General features: G+C 60.5%; 15 protein-coding genes. 5 read left to right on the forward strand and 10 right to left on the reverse strand.

The annotated features are described in order from the left end of the window. Window positions 1-184: 184 nt before the first annotated feature. On the reverse strand, window positions 185-655 hold the full coding sequence (locus AC1ROI_RS20495; RefSeq protein ID WP_010461234.1) for a hypothetical protein: 471 nt from the start codon (window positions 653-655) through the stop codon (window positions 185-187). A gap of 462 nt (window positions 656-1,117) precedes the next feature. Between AC1ROI_RS20495 and AC1ROI_RS20500 the strand changes: the two genes are divergently transcribed. Both AC1ROI_RS20500 and AC1ROI_RS20505 read left to right on the forward strand, forming a co-directional pair. Beyond that, on the forward strand, window positions 1,118-2,053 hold the full coding sequence (locus AC1ROI_RS20500; RefSeq protein ID WP_010461233.1) for a chemotaxis protein CheV: 936 nt from the start codon (window positions 1,118-1,120) through the stop codon (window positions 2,051-2,053). Window positions 2,054-2,251: 198 nt separating this feature from the next. Then, window positions 2,252-3,058 (forward strand): MOSC domain-containing protein, encoded by an 807-nt coding sequence (locus AC1ROI_RS20505; protein WP_102593936.1) that lies wholly within the window; start codon window positions 2,252-2,254, stop codon window positions 3,056-3,058. 72 nt (window positions 3,059-3,130) lie between these two features. Here the strand turns inward: AC1ROI_RS20505 and ppnP are convergent, their stop codons facing one another. The 8 genes from ppnP to AC1ROI_RS20545 form a co-directional block, all read right to left on the reverse strand. Next, entirely contained in the window at window positions 3,131-3,415 is a 285-nt protein-coding gene (ppnP, locus tag AC1ROI_RS20510; RefSeq protein ID WP_102593935.1) for a pyrimidine/purine nucleoside phosphorylase, read from the reverse strand. A 61-nt stretch (window positions 3,416-3,476) separates the two neighbouring features. Further along, on the reverse strand, window positions 3,477-4,025 hold the full coding sequence (locus tag AC1ROI_RS20515) for a 3'-5' exonuclease (protein WP_010461227.1): 549 nt from the start codon (window positions 4,023-4,025) through the stop codon (window positions 3,477-3,479). Between the two features lie 71 nt (window positions 4,026-4,096). After that, window positions 4,097-6,058, reverse strand: coding sequence for an acetyl/propionyl/methylcrotonyl-CoA carboxylase subunit alpha (locus AC1ROI_RS20520; protein ID WP_102593934.1), 1,962 nt, complete (start codon window positions 6,056-6,058; stop codon window positions 4,097-4,099). 133 nt (window positions 6,059-6,191) lie between these two features. Further along, window positions 6,192-6,989 carry an enoyl-CoA hydratase/isomerase family protein gene (locus AC1ROI_RS20525; protein WP_083374690.1) on the reverse strand — a complete coding sequence of 266 codons (798 nt, stop codon included), beginning with the start codon at window positions 6,987-6,989 and terminating at the stop codon, window positions 6,192-6,194. Continuing rightward, on the reverse strand, window positions 6,986-8,143 hold the full coding sequence (atuD, locus tag AC1ROI_RS20530; RefSeq protein ID WP_077747899.1) for a citronellyl-CoA dehydrogenase: 1,158 nt from the start codon (window positions 8,141-8,143) through the stop codon (window positions 6,986-6,988). The genes AC1ROI_RS20525 and atuD overlap by 4 nt, the downstream gene beginning before the upstream one ends. Window positions 8,144-8,169: 26 nt before the next feature. Further along, window positions 8,170-9,786 carry a geranyl-CoA carboxylase subunit beta gene (atuC, locus tag AC1ROI_RS20535; protein ID WP_010461216.1) on the reverse strand — a complete coding sequence of 539 codons (1,617 nt, stop codon included), beginning with the start codon at window positions 9,784-9,786 and terminating at the stop codon, window positions 8,170-8,172. A gap of 3 nt (window positions 9,787-9,789) precedes the next feature. Next, window positions 9,790-10,659 (reverse strand): SDR family oxidoreductase, encoded by an 870-nt coding sequence (locus AC1ROI_RS20540; protein WP_102593932.1) that lies wholly within the window; start codon window positions 10,657-10,659, stop codon window positions 9,790-9,792. Between the two features lie 12 nt (window positions 10,660-10,671). Continuing rightward, window positions 10,672-12,474, reverse strand: a complete 1,803-nt coding sequence (locus tag AC1ROI_RS20545; RefSeq protein WP_102593931.1) for an acyclic terpene utilization AtuA family protein — start codon at window positions 12,472-12,474, stop codon at window positions 10,672-10,674. A gap of 178 nt (window positions 12,475-12,652) precedes the next feature. On the opposite strand from AC1ROI_RS20545, the gene AC1ROI_RS20550 reads away from it, so the two are divergent. From AC1ROI_RS20550 to AC1ROI_RS20560, 3 genes are all read left to right on the forward strand, one after another. Continuing rightward, window positions 12,653-13,276 (forward strand): TetR/AcrR family transcriptional regulator, encoded by a 624-nt coding sequence (locus tag AC1ROI_RS20550; RefSeq protein WP_010461210.1) that lies wholly within the window; start codon window positions 12,653-12,655, stop codon window positions 13,274-13,276. A gap of 95 nt (window positions 13,277-13,371) precedes the next feature. Further along, complete coding sequence (locus AC1ROI_RS20555) at window positions 13,372-14,166, forward strand: substrate-binding periplasmic protein (protein WP_172792463.1); 795 nt, start codon at window positions 13,372-13,374, stop codon at window positions 14,164-14,166. A gap of 100 nt (window positions 14,167-14,266) precedes the next feature. Beyond that, window positions 14,267-15,280 (forward strand): GNAT family N-acetyltransferase, encoded by a 1,014-nt coding sequence (locus tag AC1ROI_RS20560; RefSeq protein ID WP_102593930.1) that lies wholly within the window; start codon window positions 14,267-14,269, stop codon window positions 15,278-15,280. 157 nt (window positions 15,281-15,437) lie between these two features. On the opposite strand, the gene AC1ROI_RS20565 is transcribed toward AC1ROI_RS20560, so the two are convergent. Next, on the reverse strand, window positions 15,438-15,986 hold the full coding sequence (locus tag AC1ROI_RS20565) for an RNA polymerase factor sigma-70 (RefSeq protein ID WP_010461205.1): 549 nt from the start codon (window positions 15,984-15,986) through the stop codon (window positions 15,438-15,440). Window positions 15,987-16,160 lie beyond the last annotated feature (174 nt).

Here is a 16,160-nt window from a genome sequence, read left to right on the forward strand (position 1 = left end):
CGCGTTCGGTATATATGTCTATTCAGTCAGGAATTAGGGGTTTAGGACGATAGTTCCATAATGGAAAAAGTTTAACGGAGGGAATAGTTATTTGCATCGAGCTGTCGTTGACATGAGCACACTCCAATTAATGAGCGGCATCATGACAATGATAATACGCAATAAGGCTTGGTTATCTGGCGGATTAAGCCTGCCGCTCCGAATAGGAAACAAGCGTGAAGGGTTTGGAATTAACCGGAGGCTGGAAATGACTTTGTCCGACCTGAAACGCAAAGGCTTCAATCAGGGAAGTCTGTTCACTTTCATCCAGGCTGAGTTGGCCGGTGGTCTGATCGATGAGTTCGAGTTGCCAGGCCATCAACGTAAAGCAGTCCTTCAACGCACACAGGGCCTGGTCGTGCAGTTGCATGTGGCCTTGGGCGTGGTTCAACAAGCCATGGATGTGCAGCGAAAACTCAGAAACCGCCTCCAGGGCCAGGGCATCCGCCTTACTCGCTAATTTGAGCAGGCTGCTGAGCATGCAATCGATTGCGTCTTTGTCATTGCTGATCAACTGCAGATGGCTAAGGCACTCTTCCGATTTGGCCAGGAGTGTTTCAGCCTCGACGAGGAACTCCGGAAAGCGCTGAGCCCACTGTTTAGTGTCGTTCGGCATGGTTATCTCCACAACGTCATGTCAAATGAGGGGATGTCGTGTGTGTCGACGAAGACGTCCAGCGTCCCGACGCTGCCGTGCCGGCATGAGATCGCGCTCCGGCTGGCCTGGGCGCAGGCTGGGGAACTCGAGAGGGTGGATGGCCACTTACCTGCGATCGCACACAAAAGCCTGACTCCGTTCATGCAATGAGAATGGCGTCACATTAATGGCTATTGGATATTGCGAATATCAGGTTGGGCCTGATTGTTACTAGGGGAATCCCTTACACAGGGGAACCTAACGTGCAAACCGAGGTCGCGCCGCAGGGGATGAAGCAGATGAAATCGCTGCGCCAGTAAAGCATGATGTTAATGTGACATCAATGCCCGGTCATGGCATTTTGTCTCAGGGTCAAGGTCTGGCCAAAACTGCCGATAACCCTCTTTAGTGAATTCATCAGAACAAGCCCAGGAGTCATTAATGGCCGGCATTCTCGACACGGTAGACCAACGCACACAACTGGTGGGTGAGAATCGCCTGGAAATTCTCATGTTCCGGCTGGCCGGTCGGCAATTGTTCGCGATCAACGTTTTTAAAGTGCAGGAAGTGTTGCAACTGCCGAAGCTGACCCTAATGCCCCAGCGCCATCCGTTTGTCTGCGGCGTGGTCAACTTGCGTGGGCAGACGTTGCCGGTGATTGACCTGTCCCAGGCCATCGGCATGCGTCCGCTGGTGCCTGGCCCTACCAGTACGATCATCGTCACCGAGTACAACCGTTCAGTGCAGGCGTTCCTGGTTGGCGGCGTAGACCGCATCGTCAACATGAACTGGGAAGCCATTCTGCCGCCGCCGGCCAGCGCCGGCCGCCAGCATTACCTGACCGCCATCAGCAAGGTCGACGATCAGTTGGTGGAAATCATCGACGTCGAAAAAGTTCTGGCCGAAATCGTGCCGTACAACGCCAAGGTCTCGCGCGAGAAACTCGACGACCCGGTGCTGGAGCGCGCCCGTGGTCGTGAAGTGCTGTTGGTGGATGACTCCAACGTTGCCCTGTCGCAACTGCGCGACACCCTGGGCCAGTTGGGCGTGAAGATGCACATCGCCAGCGACGGCTTGAAGGCGCTGAACATGCTCAAGGCCTGGGCCGATACGGGCGTGTCGATGACCGACAAACTGCTGATGGTCTTTACCGACGCCGAAATGCCGGAAATGGACGGCTATCGCCTGACCACCGAAATCCGCAACGACCCGCGCTTGCGTGGCCTGTACGTGGTGCTGCATACGTCGCTGTCAGGCAGTTTCAACGACTCTATGGTCAAGAAGGTCGGCTGCGACAATTTCCTCTCCAAGTTCCAGCCGGACAAACTCGTCGACGTGGTGCGCCAGCGCCTGATGCTCGACGAAGTGCCGGCCTGACACGATTTAGGCTGCACACGATCTACCTGTAGCGAGCCTGCTCGCGAAGAGGCCATCAATGTCAACATTGATATTGGCTGATACATCGCCTTCGCGAACAGGCCCGACCCAAAAGGTAAACAGAGATCGGTTTTCTGCCTTTGATTCGGCGACCAAGCTCGTATAGGGTGGCATTTTTTGCCCACCAGGGAGCTGGCCATGTTGCGTCTGAGCGCGCTTTACCGTTATCCGTTGAAATCCGGCAAGGCCGAGGCCCTGGAGCAGATTTGTCTCGACAAACTGGGGCTGGACGGTGACCGACGCTGGATGCTCGTGGACGAGGCCAATGGGCGCTTCCTGACCCAGCGCACGGTGGGGAAGATGAGCCAGCTGTCGGCGTTATGGAATGCTGACGGCGGCTTGACCCTCAGTGCACCCGGGCGTCCGGCAATCGATATTGCCTTGCCGGGTAGCGGGGCTGAACTGCGGGGCGTGACGATCTTCAAAGACAGCCTGCGCGTGCCCGATGCCGGCGATGAAGCCGGCGCCTGGGTCAGTGAGTTCATTGGAAAGCCGACGCGCCTGGTGCAAATTCCTCTGGATCGCGCGCGCACCACACAAGCGGGCTATGGCCGGAATGACGATCAAGTGGCGTTCGCCGATGGCTTCCCGCTGTTGCTGATCGGGCAGGCGTCCCTGGAAGACCTCTCGAAAAATGTCGGGCGCCCGCTGGAAATGCTGCGCTTTCGACCAAACCTGGTGATCGAGGGCAGCGAGGCGTTTGCCGAGGACAACTGGAAGCGTATTCGCATCGGGGATGTTGAGTTCCGCGTGGTCAAGCCCTGTTCGCGCTGCATCCTGACCACCATCGACCCGCAAACCGGTGAGCGCAGCAGTGATCGCGAGCCTCTGGCCACGTTGCAGAAATACCGTTCCCAGGCGGACGGTGCAATGTTCGGGCAGAACCTGGTCAACGACAGCAATGGTCAACTTGAAGTCGGCATGCCAGTGACGATCCTGGAATAAACACACGAAATGAAAAATGCCCGGGTCCCAAGGGGCCCGGGCATTTCTTTGTCGTTGTGAAAACCCGGGGGTTTAGCCGCGGTATTCGCACAGGTAAGCGGTGTCGACGGCCACTTTCAGCTGGAACTTGCTGTTGGCGGGCACGTTGAACTGGCTGCCGGCGGCGAAGGTTTCCCAATCGATGCTGTCAGGCAGTTTGACGGTGAGGGCACCGGTCACCACGTGCATGATTTCACGCTGGCTGGTGCCGAATTCGTATTCGCCCGGAGCCATGACGCCGATGGTCGCAGGACCTTCAGCGGTGCCAAAGGCGATCGACTTGACGGTGCCGTCGAAGTACTCGTTGACTTTAAACATGGGCGATTCCTCGAAAAGGGCTAAAAAGGGCCGGCCAGTATGCACAAGGCCATGAACGCCGTCACCTCTCTGGCGGGAGAACCTGTGGCAACAGGCGCGCCGTATTGCGCGCATCTTCCAGCGCCCGATGCTGTTGGCCATTGAACTGCATGCCCGCCAGTTGCAGCGCGCCGTTGAGCCCCAGCGGGCGTTCCAGGCGCCGGGCCTTGGCAAAGCGCTGTTTGAGATTCATGTGCGGCACTTTCTCAAGCACGCTGCACAGATGCAGTCGCTGCCATTCCTGAAGCAGTTGCTTGCGATCGTAATCGCCCCAACTGGCCCAGCCCTCCAGCTCCGATTGATGGCGCACGAGCCATTGCTCGAATGACGGCCAGACCTCACTCAGCGTCTGCGCTGCGTCGACGTTGGCCTGAGTGATGTGCGTCAGCTCCCGGCAAAACGGCGTCAGCAAAGGCCGACGCAGTGGCCGAACGAAGCACTGGAAACAATCCACCTCGCGCCCTTTTCGGTCCACCAGGGTGGCTCCGATTTCGATGATTTCCATTTCCGTAACTGGCCAGCCACCGTCATCGGTGGTGGCTTCCAGATCGATCACCAGCCAGTGAGGCATCGCAGGGTTCCTGGTATCCGCGTCCTGATAGGGCTTGAGCGTAGCCAAAGCCGGCGGATCCGCCTAGCGGCTTATTCGACCTCCAACAAAATTTGACGATTCTTGACCTGATCGCCGACTCGCACCTTCAAGCGTTTAAGCACGCCGTCGATCCCTGATTTGAGCGGGTGCTCCATTTTCATCGCTTCGAGCACCACCAGCAGTTGACCTTTGCTGACCGGGCTGCCCTCGCTGACCAGTACGTCGACGATCGCCCCGTCCATGGGTGCCTTGAGGGTGCCGGAGCTGACACTGGCCTGGCTGCTGACCAAGGCTTGGGTCCGATCGACCAGACGCAGGCTGCCGGGGCGGGTGAACAGCCAGAGTTGACCGCCCGCGAGGCGGTAGGCATGGCGTTGGCGGATGCCGTCGATCATCAGGGTTGCCCAGTGCCCGTCGCACTGAATGACCTTCAATTCGAGGGTTCGGCTGCCGACTTGCAAGCGGTACGGTGAGTCAGGCGCTGCGTTCAGTTCCACTGGCCAGTCCTGATCCTCCAGGCCGATTCGAAGATGCAGGGGCACGCTGGCGTTGTTTCGCCAACCGGCCAGCGGGGCGCGGTGAGCCTGCGCCGAGGCGTGATAGAACAACGCCGCCGCAATGGCCAGTTCTTCGGCGCTCGGCACCTTCGGATGCAGACAAGGATGGTCGGCGAAACAGCTCGGGATAAACCCGGTGCTGAACTCGCCGCTGATGAACTGCGGGTGTTGCAGCAGGCTGGCGAGCAAGCGCTGATTGCTTTGCACGCCCAGCAACACGCTGTCCTGCACCGCCCGCAGCAGTTTGCGCCGCGCTTCTTCACGGGTGGCTCCGTGGGCAATGATCTTGCCCAGCAGCGGATCGTAGAACGGGCTGATGTTCTGGCCTTCGATCAAACCGTGATCGATCCGCACACCGTCTTGCAACGCCAGCTCCCACGCCTCGACTCGCCCGGTTTGTGGCAAAAAGCCCTGGGCCGGATCTTCGGCGTACAAACGCACTTCCATGGCATGCCCGTTGAGCTGCACTTCTTCCTGGCTCAACGGCAGCGGCAGGCCCTCGGCGACGTGCAGCTGCCAGGCCACCAGATCAAGGTCGGTGATCAATTCGGTCACCGGGTGTTCCACTTGCAGCCGGGTGTTCATCTCCAGAAAGTAGAACTGCCCGCGCGCGTCCAGCAAAAACTCAACGGTGCCGGCGCCCACGTAATTCACCGCGCGCCCAGCCTTCAACGCCGCTTCGCCCATGGCCTGGCGCAACTCGGTGGTCATCACCGGGCAGGGTGCTTCTTCGATGACTTTCTGGTGGCGACGCTGGATCGAACAGTCGCGTTCGCCGAGGTAGATCAGGTTGCCGTGCTGGTCGCCGAACACCTGGATTTCGACATGGCGCGGATCGATCAGCGCTTGTTCGAGAATCAGTTCGTCGCTGCCGAACCCGTGCAGGGCTTCGGAGCGCGCGGTTCGCAGCTGTTCCAGCAAATCGTCGGCGCTGTGCACCAGGCGCATACCGCGTCCGCCGCCGCCGGCGCTGGCCTTGATCATCAGCGGATAGCCGATGCGTGCGGCTTCGCGGCTCAGGGTCGCATCGTCCTGTTCGGCGCTCTGATAGCCTTTGATGCAGGGCACGCCGGCCGCGAGCATGGCGAGTTTTGACAGGCGCTTGCTGCCCATCAATTCGATTGCTTCGGGGCTCGGGCCAATGAAGGTGATGCCGGCGTTTTGGCAGGCGAGGGCGAATTCGGCATTTTCCGAGAGGAAGCCGTAGCCGGGGTGGATCGCGTCGGCACCGCTGCGCCGGGCGGCGTCGATGATCGCCGGGATGTTCAGGTAGGACTGCTGCACCGGGGCCGGGCCGATGTTGACCGCTTCGTCGGCCATTTGGACGTGCAGGGCGTCGGCGTCGGCATCGCTGAATACGGCGACGGTGCGGTAGCCCAGGGCGTGGGCGGTGCGCTGGATGCGGCAGGCGATTTCACCGCGGTTGGCGATGAGGATTTTGCTGAGTCCGGGCATGGGTTGTTCCCTTGTTATTGCGGTGAATGTGATGGCCTCTTCGCAGGCAAGCCTCGCTCCTACAGGTACAGCGATTGCCGCGGGATTGGGCTCGGCACAAAACCTGTAGGCGCGAGGCTTGCCCGCGAAGCTTTTAGAGGGCCCACCCCGGTTTACGTTTTTGCACGAAGGCCATCGTCCCCTCGACCCCTTCAGCCCCGGTCACCGCTTCGCTGAACCACCCGGCCGCTTCATCCAGCAACGCGTCCGAAGGCTGCCCCGCACTCGCCAACAACAGTTTTTTGGTCGTGGCATTCGCCCCCGGCGCGCAGCACAACACATGGGCCAGAATTTCATCGAGGCGTTCGGCCAAGGCTTGCGCGTCATGCTCGACGAAATGTACCAAGCCCATGCGCCGTGCCTGGGTGCCATCGAAGCGTGCGGCCGTCAGTGCCAGTCGACGCGCCTGGGTCAAACCGATGCGCTGCACCACAAACGGCGCGATCTGCGCGGGCAACAGACCGAGACTGGTTTCCGGCAGACCGAACTGCGCCAAGTGATCGGCCAGCGCGACATCGCTGACGCAGGCGAGTCCCAGTCCGCCGCCGAGCACCGCGCCTTGCAGCACCGTGATGACCACTTGCGGCGCGTGTTGCACCTCTTGCAGCAGCGCGCCGAACGCTCGGTTCAAATCGCGATAGGCGTCCGGGCCTTGAGCCCGGGCATTGGCCATGTCCTTGATGTCGCCGCCGGCACAAAAATGCCCGCCGGCACCGCCGATCACCAGCGCACGAACGGATTGATCGTCACGCACCGCGGCGAGCACCGCACGCAGTTCGGCAACCATCTGCAAGCTCATGGCGTTGCGGCTTTCCGGGCGGTTGAGGGTGATGTGCAGCACGCCGTTATGGGATTCGAGCAGCAAGGTCTGGCAAACCGGCAGGGCGCTCATTTCTTTTTCCCCGGCAGGATGCCCATCAGTTTGCAGATGATGCCCAGCATGATTTCGTCGGCCCCACCGCCGATCGACACCAGCCGCACGTCACGGTAAGCGCGGGCCACCGGGTTGTCCCACATGAAGCCCATGCCCCCCCAATATTGCAGGCAGCTGTCGCTGACTTCGCGACCCAGGCGACCGGCCTTGAGTTTGGCCATCGACGCCAGGCGCGTGACGTCCTGGCCTTTGATGTACTGCTCGGTGGCCTGATAGACCAGCGCTCGCAAGCATTCGATTTCGGTTTGCAGTTCGGCCAGGCGAAAGTGAATGACCTGATTGTCGATCAGCGCGCTGCCGAAGGTCTTGCGCTCTTTGCAGTACTCGATGGTGCTGTCGACGCAGTATTCCAGGCCCTTGATCATGTTCGCCGCGCCGAACAGGCGTTCTTCCTGGAATTGCAGCATCTGCATCATGAAGCCCGCGCCTTCATGGCCGATGCGGTTGCGTTGCGGCACGCGCACGTTGTCGAAAAACACCTGAGCGGTTTCCGAACTGCGCATGCCGAGCTTGTCCAAGTGCGAACTGAGGCTGATGCCCGGGGTGTTCATCGGCACCATGATCAGCGATTTGTTGACGTGCGGTTTGTCGTCGGAGGTGTTGGCGAGCAGGCAGATGAAGTCGGCGCTCGGCGAGTTGGTGATCCACATTTTGCTGCCGTTGATCACGTAGTCGTCGCCGTCCTTGCGGGCGCTGGTTTTCAATCCGGCGACGTCGGAACCGGCACCGACTTCGGAGACGCCAATGCAACCGACCTGTTCACCGGTAATCGCGGGACGGAGGAATTCTTCGCGCAATTCATCGGAGCCGAAGCGGGCGAGGGCGGGCGTGCACATGTCGGTCTGCACGCCAATGGACATCGGAATCCCGCCACAATGAATCGTGCCGAACTCTTCGGCCGCCACGATCGAATAGCTGTAGTCGAGTCCCATCCCACCGAATTTTTCCGGTTTGGAAATCCCCAGCAAGCCGAGGTCGCCGGCCTTGCGGAAAATCTCCTGGATGGGAAAGCGCCCGGCCTTTTCCCATTCTTCGACGTGGGGATTGATCTCGTGATCGACGAATTGGCGGACCGTGCGACGCAGTGCTTCGTGTTCCTGGGTGAAGATCATTTTTATTGTTCTCCTGTGATCCGCGATCAGAATCTCGCGACGCCAAAACTGTTGGTTTGCAGTGGCCGCACTTCGGCCTCATGACAGATGTCCAGCAAGTAACCGAGCAAGGTCCGGGTATCCCGCGGGTCGATCAGCCCGTCGTCCCACAGGTTGGCGCTGCCATACAGCGCGGTGGACTGGCTGTCGAGTTTCTGCGCGGTCACCTGTTCCAGCATGTCGAGCATTTTGGGGTCCGGCACCAGGCCGTCCTTGAGTTGTTTGGCCTCGGTGACGATGCGCAGCACCTTGCCGGCCTGGGCACCACCCATGACGGCGGTGCGGCTGTTGGGCCAGGCGAAGATGAAACGCGGGTCGAGGCCGCGGCCGCACATCGCGTAGTTGCCGGCGCCGTAGGAGCCGCCGACGACGATGGTCAGTTTAGGCACCCGGGCGTTGGCCACCGCTTGAATCATCTTCGCGCCGTGCTTGATCACGCCTTGCTGTTCCGACTCGGTGCCGACCATGAACCCGGTGGTGTTGTGGAAAAACAGCAGCGGCGTCCGGCTCTGGTCACACAGCTGAATGAATTGCGCCGCCTTGCTCGCCCCCTTGGGCGTGATCGGGCCGTTGTTGCCGATGAATCCGCAGGCGCGGCCCTGAATGTGCAAATGGCCGCAGAGGGTCTGCTGATCGAACTCACCCTTGAACTCGAGGAAGCTCGAACCGTCGGCAATCCGCGCGATGATTTCGCGCACGTCATAGGGCTTTTTCGGATCGTCGGGAATCAGCCCGAGCAACTCGTCGATCGGGTAGAGCGGGTCTTCCCAGTACCGGGCGGGCGCTACCGGCAGCCGTGAATTCCACGACAGCAGACTGACAATCTCGCGCACCTGGCGCACGCCATCGGCATCGTTCTCGGCCAGGTATTCGGCGGTGCCGGCGGTTTGTGCGTGCATCTCGGCGCCGCCCAGTTCTTCATCGGTGGCGACTTCTCCGGTGGCGGCCTTGAGCAGCGGCGGGCCGGCCAGAAACAGCTTCGCCTTGCCGCGCACCACCACCACATAATCCGAGAGCCCCGGCTGATAAGCCCCGCCCGCTGTGGCCGAGCCGTGGACCACGGTAATCTGCGGCAGCCCCATGGCCGACATCCGCGCCTGATTGGCAAAGCTGCGCGCGCCTTCGACGAAAATCTCCGCCGCGTAATTGAGATTGGCGCCGCCGCTCTCGGCGAGGGTGATCACCGGCAGTTTGTTTTCCATGGCGATCTGTTGCAGGCGCAGGGACTTTTTCAGACCGCTGGGGGAAATGGTCCCGCCCTTGATCGCACTGTTATTCGCCACCACCAGCACCCGCACGCCGGACACGTAGCCGATCCCGGCGATCAAGCCGCCGCCGGCCGAGCTGCCGTCCTTGTCGTCGTGCAGTTTGTAGCCGGCCAGGCTCGCCAGTTCGAGGAACGGCGCACCAGGGTCGAGCAGCAGATTGAGGCGTTCACGGGGCAGCAACTGGCCGCGTTTGTCGAATTTTGGCTTGGCTTCGGCCGCCTTGTTCAGCAGGTTTTGTTCGAGCTGGCGGACCTGCTCGATGCCGACCAGCATGGCCGTGCGGTTCTGGGCGAACTGTTCGCTGAACGGGTCTACCTGGGACTGAATCACCGGCATGGTTTATTCCTTGTCCTTGAGCACATCAGGAAGGTAGGCGCGGTGAAAACCGTTGTACGACTCACTGTTCGTCGCCTTGTGAATCGGCCACGCCCGACCGCCGAGACTCGCGGCGCCGTCGATGCGCAGCGTACTGCCGCTGATGAACGCGGCGGCCGGGCTGAGCAGGAAAACAATCGCCGCGCTGACTTCGGACTCCGTGCCGATGCGCTTGAGCGGCACGTGCTCGCGCAAGGTTGGAATCACCGCTTTGAACGCACCTTCGTAGGTGTCCATACCGCTCGATGCCACCCAACCCGGCGCCACCGCGTTGACCCGCACCCCGGCATAACCCCATTCGAAGGCGGCAGTCTTGGTGAGGTTGTCCATGCCCGAGCGCGCTGCGCCCGAGTGGCCCATGCCGGGCATGCCGCCCCACATGTCGGCGAGCATGTTGACGATGGCGCCGCCGTGTTTGCTCATGGATTGGTTGAACACTTCCCGGGCCATCAGGAAACCGCCCACCAGGTTGGTGCGCATCACGGTTTCGAAACCCTTCTGATTGATCGAGGCCAGGGGCGACGGGTATTGGCCTCCGGCATTGTTGACCAATCCGTGGATCGGGCCGTGCTGGCGGATCAACTCGCTGACCAGATGCCTGACCGCTTCTTCTTCACGAATGTCGCAGGTGGCCCAGTCCGCCTTGCCGCCGTCTTCGGCAATCTCGACGGCGACGTTTTTCAACTTGTCGGCCTTGCGCCCGACCAGCAGCACATGGGCGCCAAGTGCTGCCAGCTCATGGGCGGTGCACCGGCCGATGCCGCTGCCGCCACCGGTGACGATGATGGTTTGGCCTGCAAACAAACCGGCTTTGAAAATCGAATCGTAGGCCATGGCGACCGTCCTCTAGTTGACCTGGTCGGCGATGCCCTGGGGCACCGGAATCTGGATGTCCAGCAACTGCTGGGCGAAGGCTTTGCCTTGCGGATCGATTCGCAGGCTGGCCACGCCACCGCCGCCGAGGGCGTTCTCCAGGAGAAAATTGAAACTGTGGGTGCCGGGCAAATACCAACGCTCGACACGTCCGTGGATCGGGTCAAGGACATGGCTCATCCAGTCGACCATCACCTCGGGCGTCAGGGCTTCGGCGATCCATGGCAGATACTCGGCTTCCCGGGCCATGACGCCGATGTTGCTGTGATTACCCTTGTCGCCGGAGCGCGCGACGGCGAGTTTGATCAGGGCCACGCTGGCATCGGCGCGGCCTGTGGGTTGCGGCGGGTCGAACGGAACGGGCAAGTCATCCGGGTCGAGCACATCGACGGCGGGCAGGGCGCACGGGTGGCGTTGGCCCTGCAGATCAATTTCCAGCGTGCAGGCGGTTTTGTCGATGAGGAACGAGAACAGCCGGATCAGCGGATACACCGTCGGCCGTCCACCGACAATCCCGGTCAGTCCCGGCGCCATGCCGGTGGCGGCCTGGGCGATTTCTCGGGAGAACACGATCAATGCCTGTTTGTTCGGATGGCGCACCGCGAGTTTGATCACCACTTCGCGGCTGTCCTGGCGTTGGCCGTGGGCACCGTAAGTGGCCTCGCTGCCCAGGAGTTCGATGTTCACTTCGCTGTAGGGCGCCCAGCCGCGCTGGCTGAAGATCTCCGAGGTCTTGTTGATGATCGCCTGGCCGACCCGTTCGGCCTTGGCCACGGCATCGATCCCGGCGATCAGGCAACTGGCGGTGCAGCGGAAACCGTCCGGGTAAGTCGCGCTGACCTTGTATTGATCGGTAGGCGGCAAGCCTTTGGCGCCATGCACCTGAACTGCGTTTTTACCTTGTTGCACAAGTTTGACCTGGGTGAAATCGCAGACCACGTCAGGCAGCAGGTAGGCCTGGGGGTTGCCGATTTCATAGAGCATTTGTTCGCCGACGGTCAACGGCGTGACCAGGCCGCCTGAGCCCTCGGGTTTGCTGACGATGAACTGGCTGTCGGCGCTGACTTCGACGATGGGGAAGCCAATGTGTTCGTAATCGGGCACATCGCGCCAATCGGTGAAATTGCCGCCGGTGCACTGGGCGCCACATTCGATGATGTGCCCGGCCAATGCGGCCTGGGCCAGTTTGTCGTAGTCGTGCCAGGACCAGCCGAATTCATGGACCAGCGCGGCACTGACGACCGCGCTGTCGACGACGCGTCCGGTAATGACGATGTCGGCACCCAATCGAAGGGCTTCGACAATGCCCGGTGCGCCGAGGTAGGCGTTGGTCGAGACGCACATCGGCGGCAAGGGCGCGCCGCTGAACATTTCATGCAGGCCACGGCTGCTCAGCTGTTTGAACTGCGGTTGCAGGTCGTCGCCCAGCAACACGGCGATTTTCAGTGCCACCCCGGCCTTGTCACATGCCGCTTGCAAGGCAGCGGCGCAGGCCTGTGGATTGACCCCGCCGGCATTGCTGATGACGCGGATGTTTTGTTCGGCGAGATGCCCAAGCAATGGACTGAGGACTTCGATGAAGTCGCCCGCATAGCCCGCCTGCGGATCTTTCATCCGTGCGCCGGCCATGATCGACATCGTGATTTCTGCCAAATAGTCGAAGACCAGATAGTCCAGACGCCCACCGTGCACCAGTTGCGCAGCAGCGGTTGAGGTATCGCCCCAGAACGCGCTGGCGCATCCGATGCGAATCGTTTCTGGCGCAGTCCTTTCCATAACCACCTCCGATAGAAGTGCATCGAGACTACCAAGCAAGCGCTTGGTTTGTAAACGACTGAAATATCTTCTGCCCGAGCGCTTGCTTGGTTGTCGTCGCCAGCTTAAATTGCCCGCGCAACCCCGCTGTTTTAGCGGCGGGCGGCGCATTTGATTGATCGACTGTAGGAGAGAATGGGTGGACGAGCAAAAAGCCCTGGGGGTGATGCGCGAATTGGTCGACAGCGGCCAATTGACCGACCCCGACAGCGCCCGCGGCAAACTGCTGCAAGTGGCGGCTCACCTGTTCCGTAACAAAGGGTATGAACGCACCACGGTGCGCGATCTGGCTGGCGCCGTGGGCATTCAGTCGGGCAGCATTTTTCATCACTTCAAAAGCAAGGACGAGATCCTGCGCGCGGTGATGGAAGAGACCATCCGCTACAACACGGCGTTGATGCACGCCGCCCTGGCCGAGGCCGGCAATGTACGCGAGCGGGTGCTGGCGCTGATTCGCTGCGAATTGCAGTCGATCATGGGCGGCAGCGGCGAGGCCATGGCGGTGTTGGTGTACGAATGGCGTTCGCTGTCCGAAGACGGTCAGGCGCAGGTGCTGGCGCTGCGCGATATTTACGAAGCGCTTTGGCTGCAGGTGCTGGGTGAAGCCAAGGACGCCGGTTTTATCCGCGGCGATGTGTTCATCACGCGTCGTTTTCTGACGGGGGCGTTGTCCTGGACAACCACCTGGTTTCGTGCCGGCGGCAGCATGAGCCTCGATCAATTGGCCGATGAAGCATTGATTCTTGTGCTCGAAGAGAAGTAATAAGGTGTCATGAGCCAGCAGGAAACTGGCTAAGTGGCCGAAACCGCCTAGCTTGAATGCATTGATGGGTATTTTTTGGGGAGTGGGTTGTTTTGATGTCTTCGCCAATTAGGACGGCCACGCGGCTTTTGCTGGCGTCGCTCGCGGCGGTTTGGGTATTGCCGTCCCAGGCTGCACAACTGGTGCGTGTCGGTGCCGCACATTTCCCGCCTTATACCGTGCGCCCGGAATCCGGTGCCGACACTGGCCTGCTGCCGCAATTGGTAGAAGCCTTGAATCAATCGCAGAGCGACTATCAGTTCGTCCTGGTGCCGACTTCGATTCCGCGGCGATTCGGAGATTTCAAGCAAGGTCGGGTCGACATGGCCATTTTCGAGAACCCGGACTGGGGCTGGAAGGACATTCCCCACGTCAGCGTCGACATGGGGCTTGAAGACGCCGAGATTTTCGTCGCGCAACGTGAGCCCGAGCGCCAGCAAAGTTATTTTGCCGACCTCACCGGCAAGCGTCTGGCGCTGTTCAGCGGCTATCACTACGAGTTCGCCAACTTCAATGCCGACCCGAAATTCCTCGCGCAGAACTACGACGCCACGCTGACCTATTCCCATGACAGCAACCTGCTGATGGTGCTGCGCGGGAGGGCAGACATTGCCTTGGTGACGCGTTCCTACCTGAGCGATTACCTGCTGCGCAACGAGCTCGTGGCCGATCAGCTGCTGGTGTCGCAGCGCGTCGATCAGGTGTATCACCACTACGCGATCCTGCGTCCGTCCGCGCCCATCAGCGGCGAGGCGTTCGGCAAGTTGCTGCAAGGGTTGCGGGACAATGGGCAGATGCTGAAGATTTTCGATCCATACAAGATTGCAGTGGTGGCGGTGCCCAAGCCCTGAATGACACCGCAGGTCGCGCCAATTCGCGACTTCACTTAAATTTCCTGCCCCGGCTCACGTCACAGGGTTGAACTGTCGACGATTATCGTGAGCCCGACCCATGCCCAATCTGAATGACCTGACTGCCCTGGCCTTGCCCAACGCAAGCCGTCTTGTAGCTGATGAAACCCAGAGTCGCCTGCACCTCAGCCTGGAAGGGCAGCCGCTGATCGAGCTGCGCCTGACCCGCGAGCCCGATGTGCAGGTGCAGGTCGAAAAGCGTTTCGACACGCCTGAAAGTCAGGCGCTCTGGGCCACCTGCTATTGGCTGTTTGCCCGTGACCCGGCGTGCCAGCACCTGACGTTTCAACTGCAGCAATCGCCTGCCGACGCCTTGGCGAGCGGTTTGCTGATTCCCGCCGACACCGCCGGCCAATACCGTTGCGAACGCACGCTGTTCTGGCAGTTGCCCCAGCCGTGGCTCAGCCAGGCGCAGGCCGACACTTATCCGCAGCAAATGGTCATCAGTGGCGGCAAGCGTCATCCGCTGCGCCCGCTAAAACCACGCGGTGAAGTCTATCGGCGCTTCGATGCGCGGCTCGGTGGCTGGATTTCCCTGCGCACGCTGGATATCGATCTGGACCTGGGGCGTTTCAATCGCTGGCAGAACAGCCCGCGGGTCGCGAGTTTCTGGCAGGAGGAGGGCAGCCTCGAGCAGCACCGCGAGTACCTGAGCAAACTCGAAGCCGATCCTCACACCCTGACCCTGATCGGTTGTTTCGATGATCAGCCGTTTGCCTATTTCGAAGCCTACTGGGCCAAGGAAGATCGCATCGCGCCGTTCTATGACACCGGCGATTACGACCGTGGTATCCACATGCTGGTGGGTGAAGAAAATCACCGTGGCCCGCACAAGGTGGCGAGCTGGTTATCGGCGTTGACGCACTACCTGTTTCTCGACGATCCGCGCACCCAGCGAGTCGTCGCCGAGCCTCGCGCCGACAACGGGAAGATGATCAAGTACATGCAGGATCAGGGTTACCACTGTGAGAAGGAGTTCGACTTTCCGCACAAGCGCGCGGCGTTGATGATGCTGGGGCGGGAGCGGTTTTTTGATCGGTGCAAGTTGGCGTGATGCTGATGGCTCAAGGTCTGCACTGACCTTGAGTGCCCCATCGCGAGCAGGCTCGCTCCCACATTGAATCTCCAGTGAACACACAATCGGTGAACACCAAAGATCCAATGTAGGAGTGAGCCTGCTCGCGATCGGGGTCACCGCAAACTTTGAGCTTTTAGCGACGGGCAAAGGTATCCACACGATTGCCCGACACCTTGCGGCAGTGCACCAGCGCATCGCGAATCATGAAGTTCACCAGTGTCGGCGAGACGCCGAGTTCCTTGGCGATGTCCTTTTGCGGCACGCCGTGCAGGCGGTACATCTCGAAGGCGTAACGGGTACGGCTGGGCAGCTCCGTCAGCGCATCGGCGATGTTTTCCAGGGTCGAGAAATTGATGTGCGAGGTTTCCGGCGAAGCGCCCTGAATCACCACGTTCAGACCTTCCTCTTCCGGCCCGGAGTATTTCTGCTCCAGCGCCTGCTTGCGATAGTGGTCGATCGCCAGGTTGCGCACGATCTGGAACAGATAACTGAGCTGAGCCTTGAAGGATGACGTGATTTGCGGCGCCGATTGCAGCCGGAAAAACGCATCCTGGACCACGTCTTCAGCACGCGACCGGCAACCGGTAATCCGCGCTGCAATCTTGACCAGAATCAGTCGGTTGTCGACAAAGGCCTGAAGTAGCGGTGAATCGCACCTGCTTGTGGATACTTGTTCCGTCATGGAAATCACCTTGCTGCCAATAGGTTGGTGGGGCGGCGGGGGGTGGCCGTCCTACACATCGAGCGACAAATTATGCTGAATGATAATGATTGTCAATTGAGAAAGAGAACTAATGCTCCTCAGTGGTGCAGAGTGAGAACTGCGACACGCTGTCGCACTCGCGTGCAGCAGTTG

The sequence above is a fragment of the Pseudomonas sp. GW823-FHT02C02 genome (assembly GCF_058797635.1).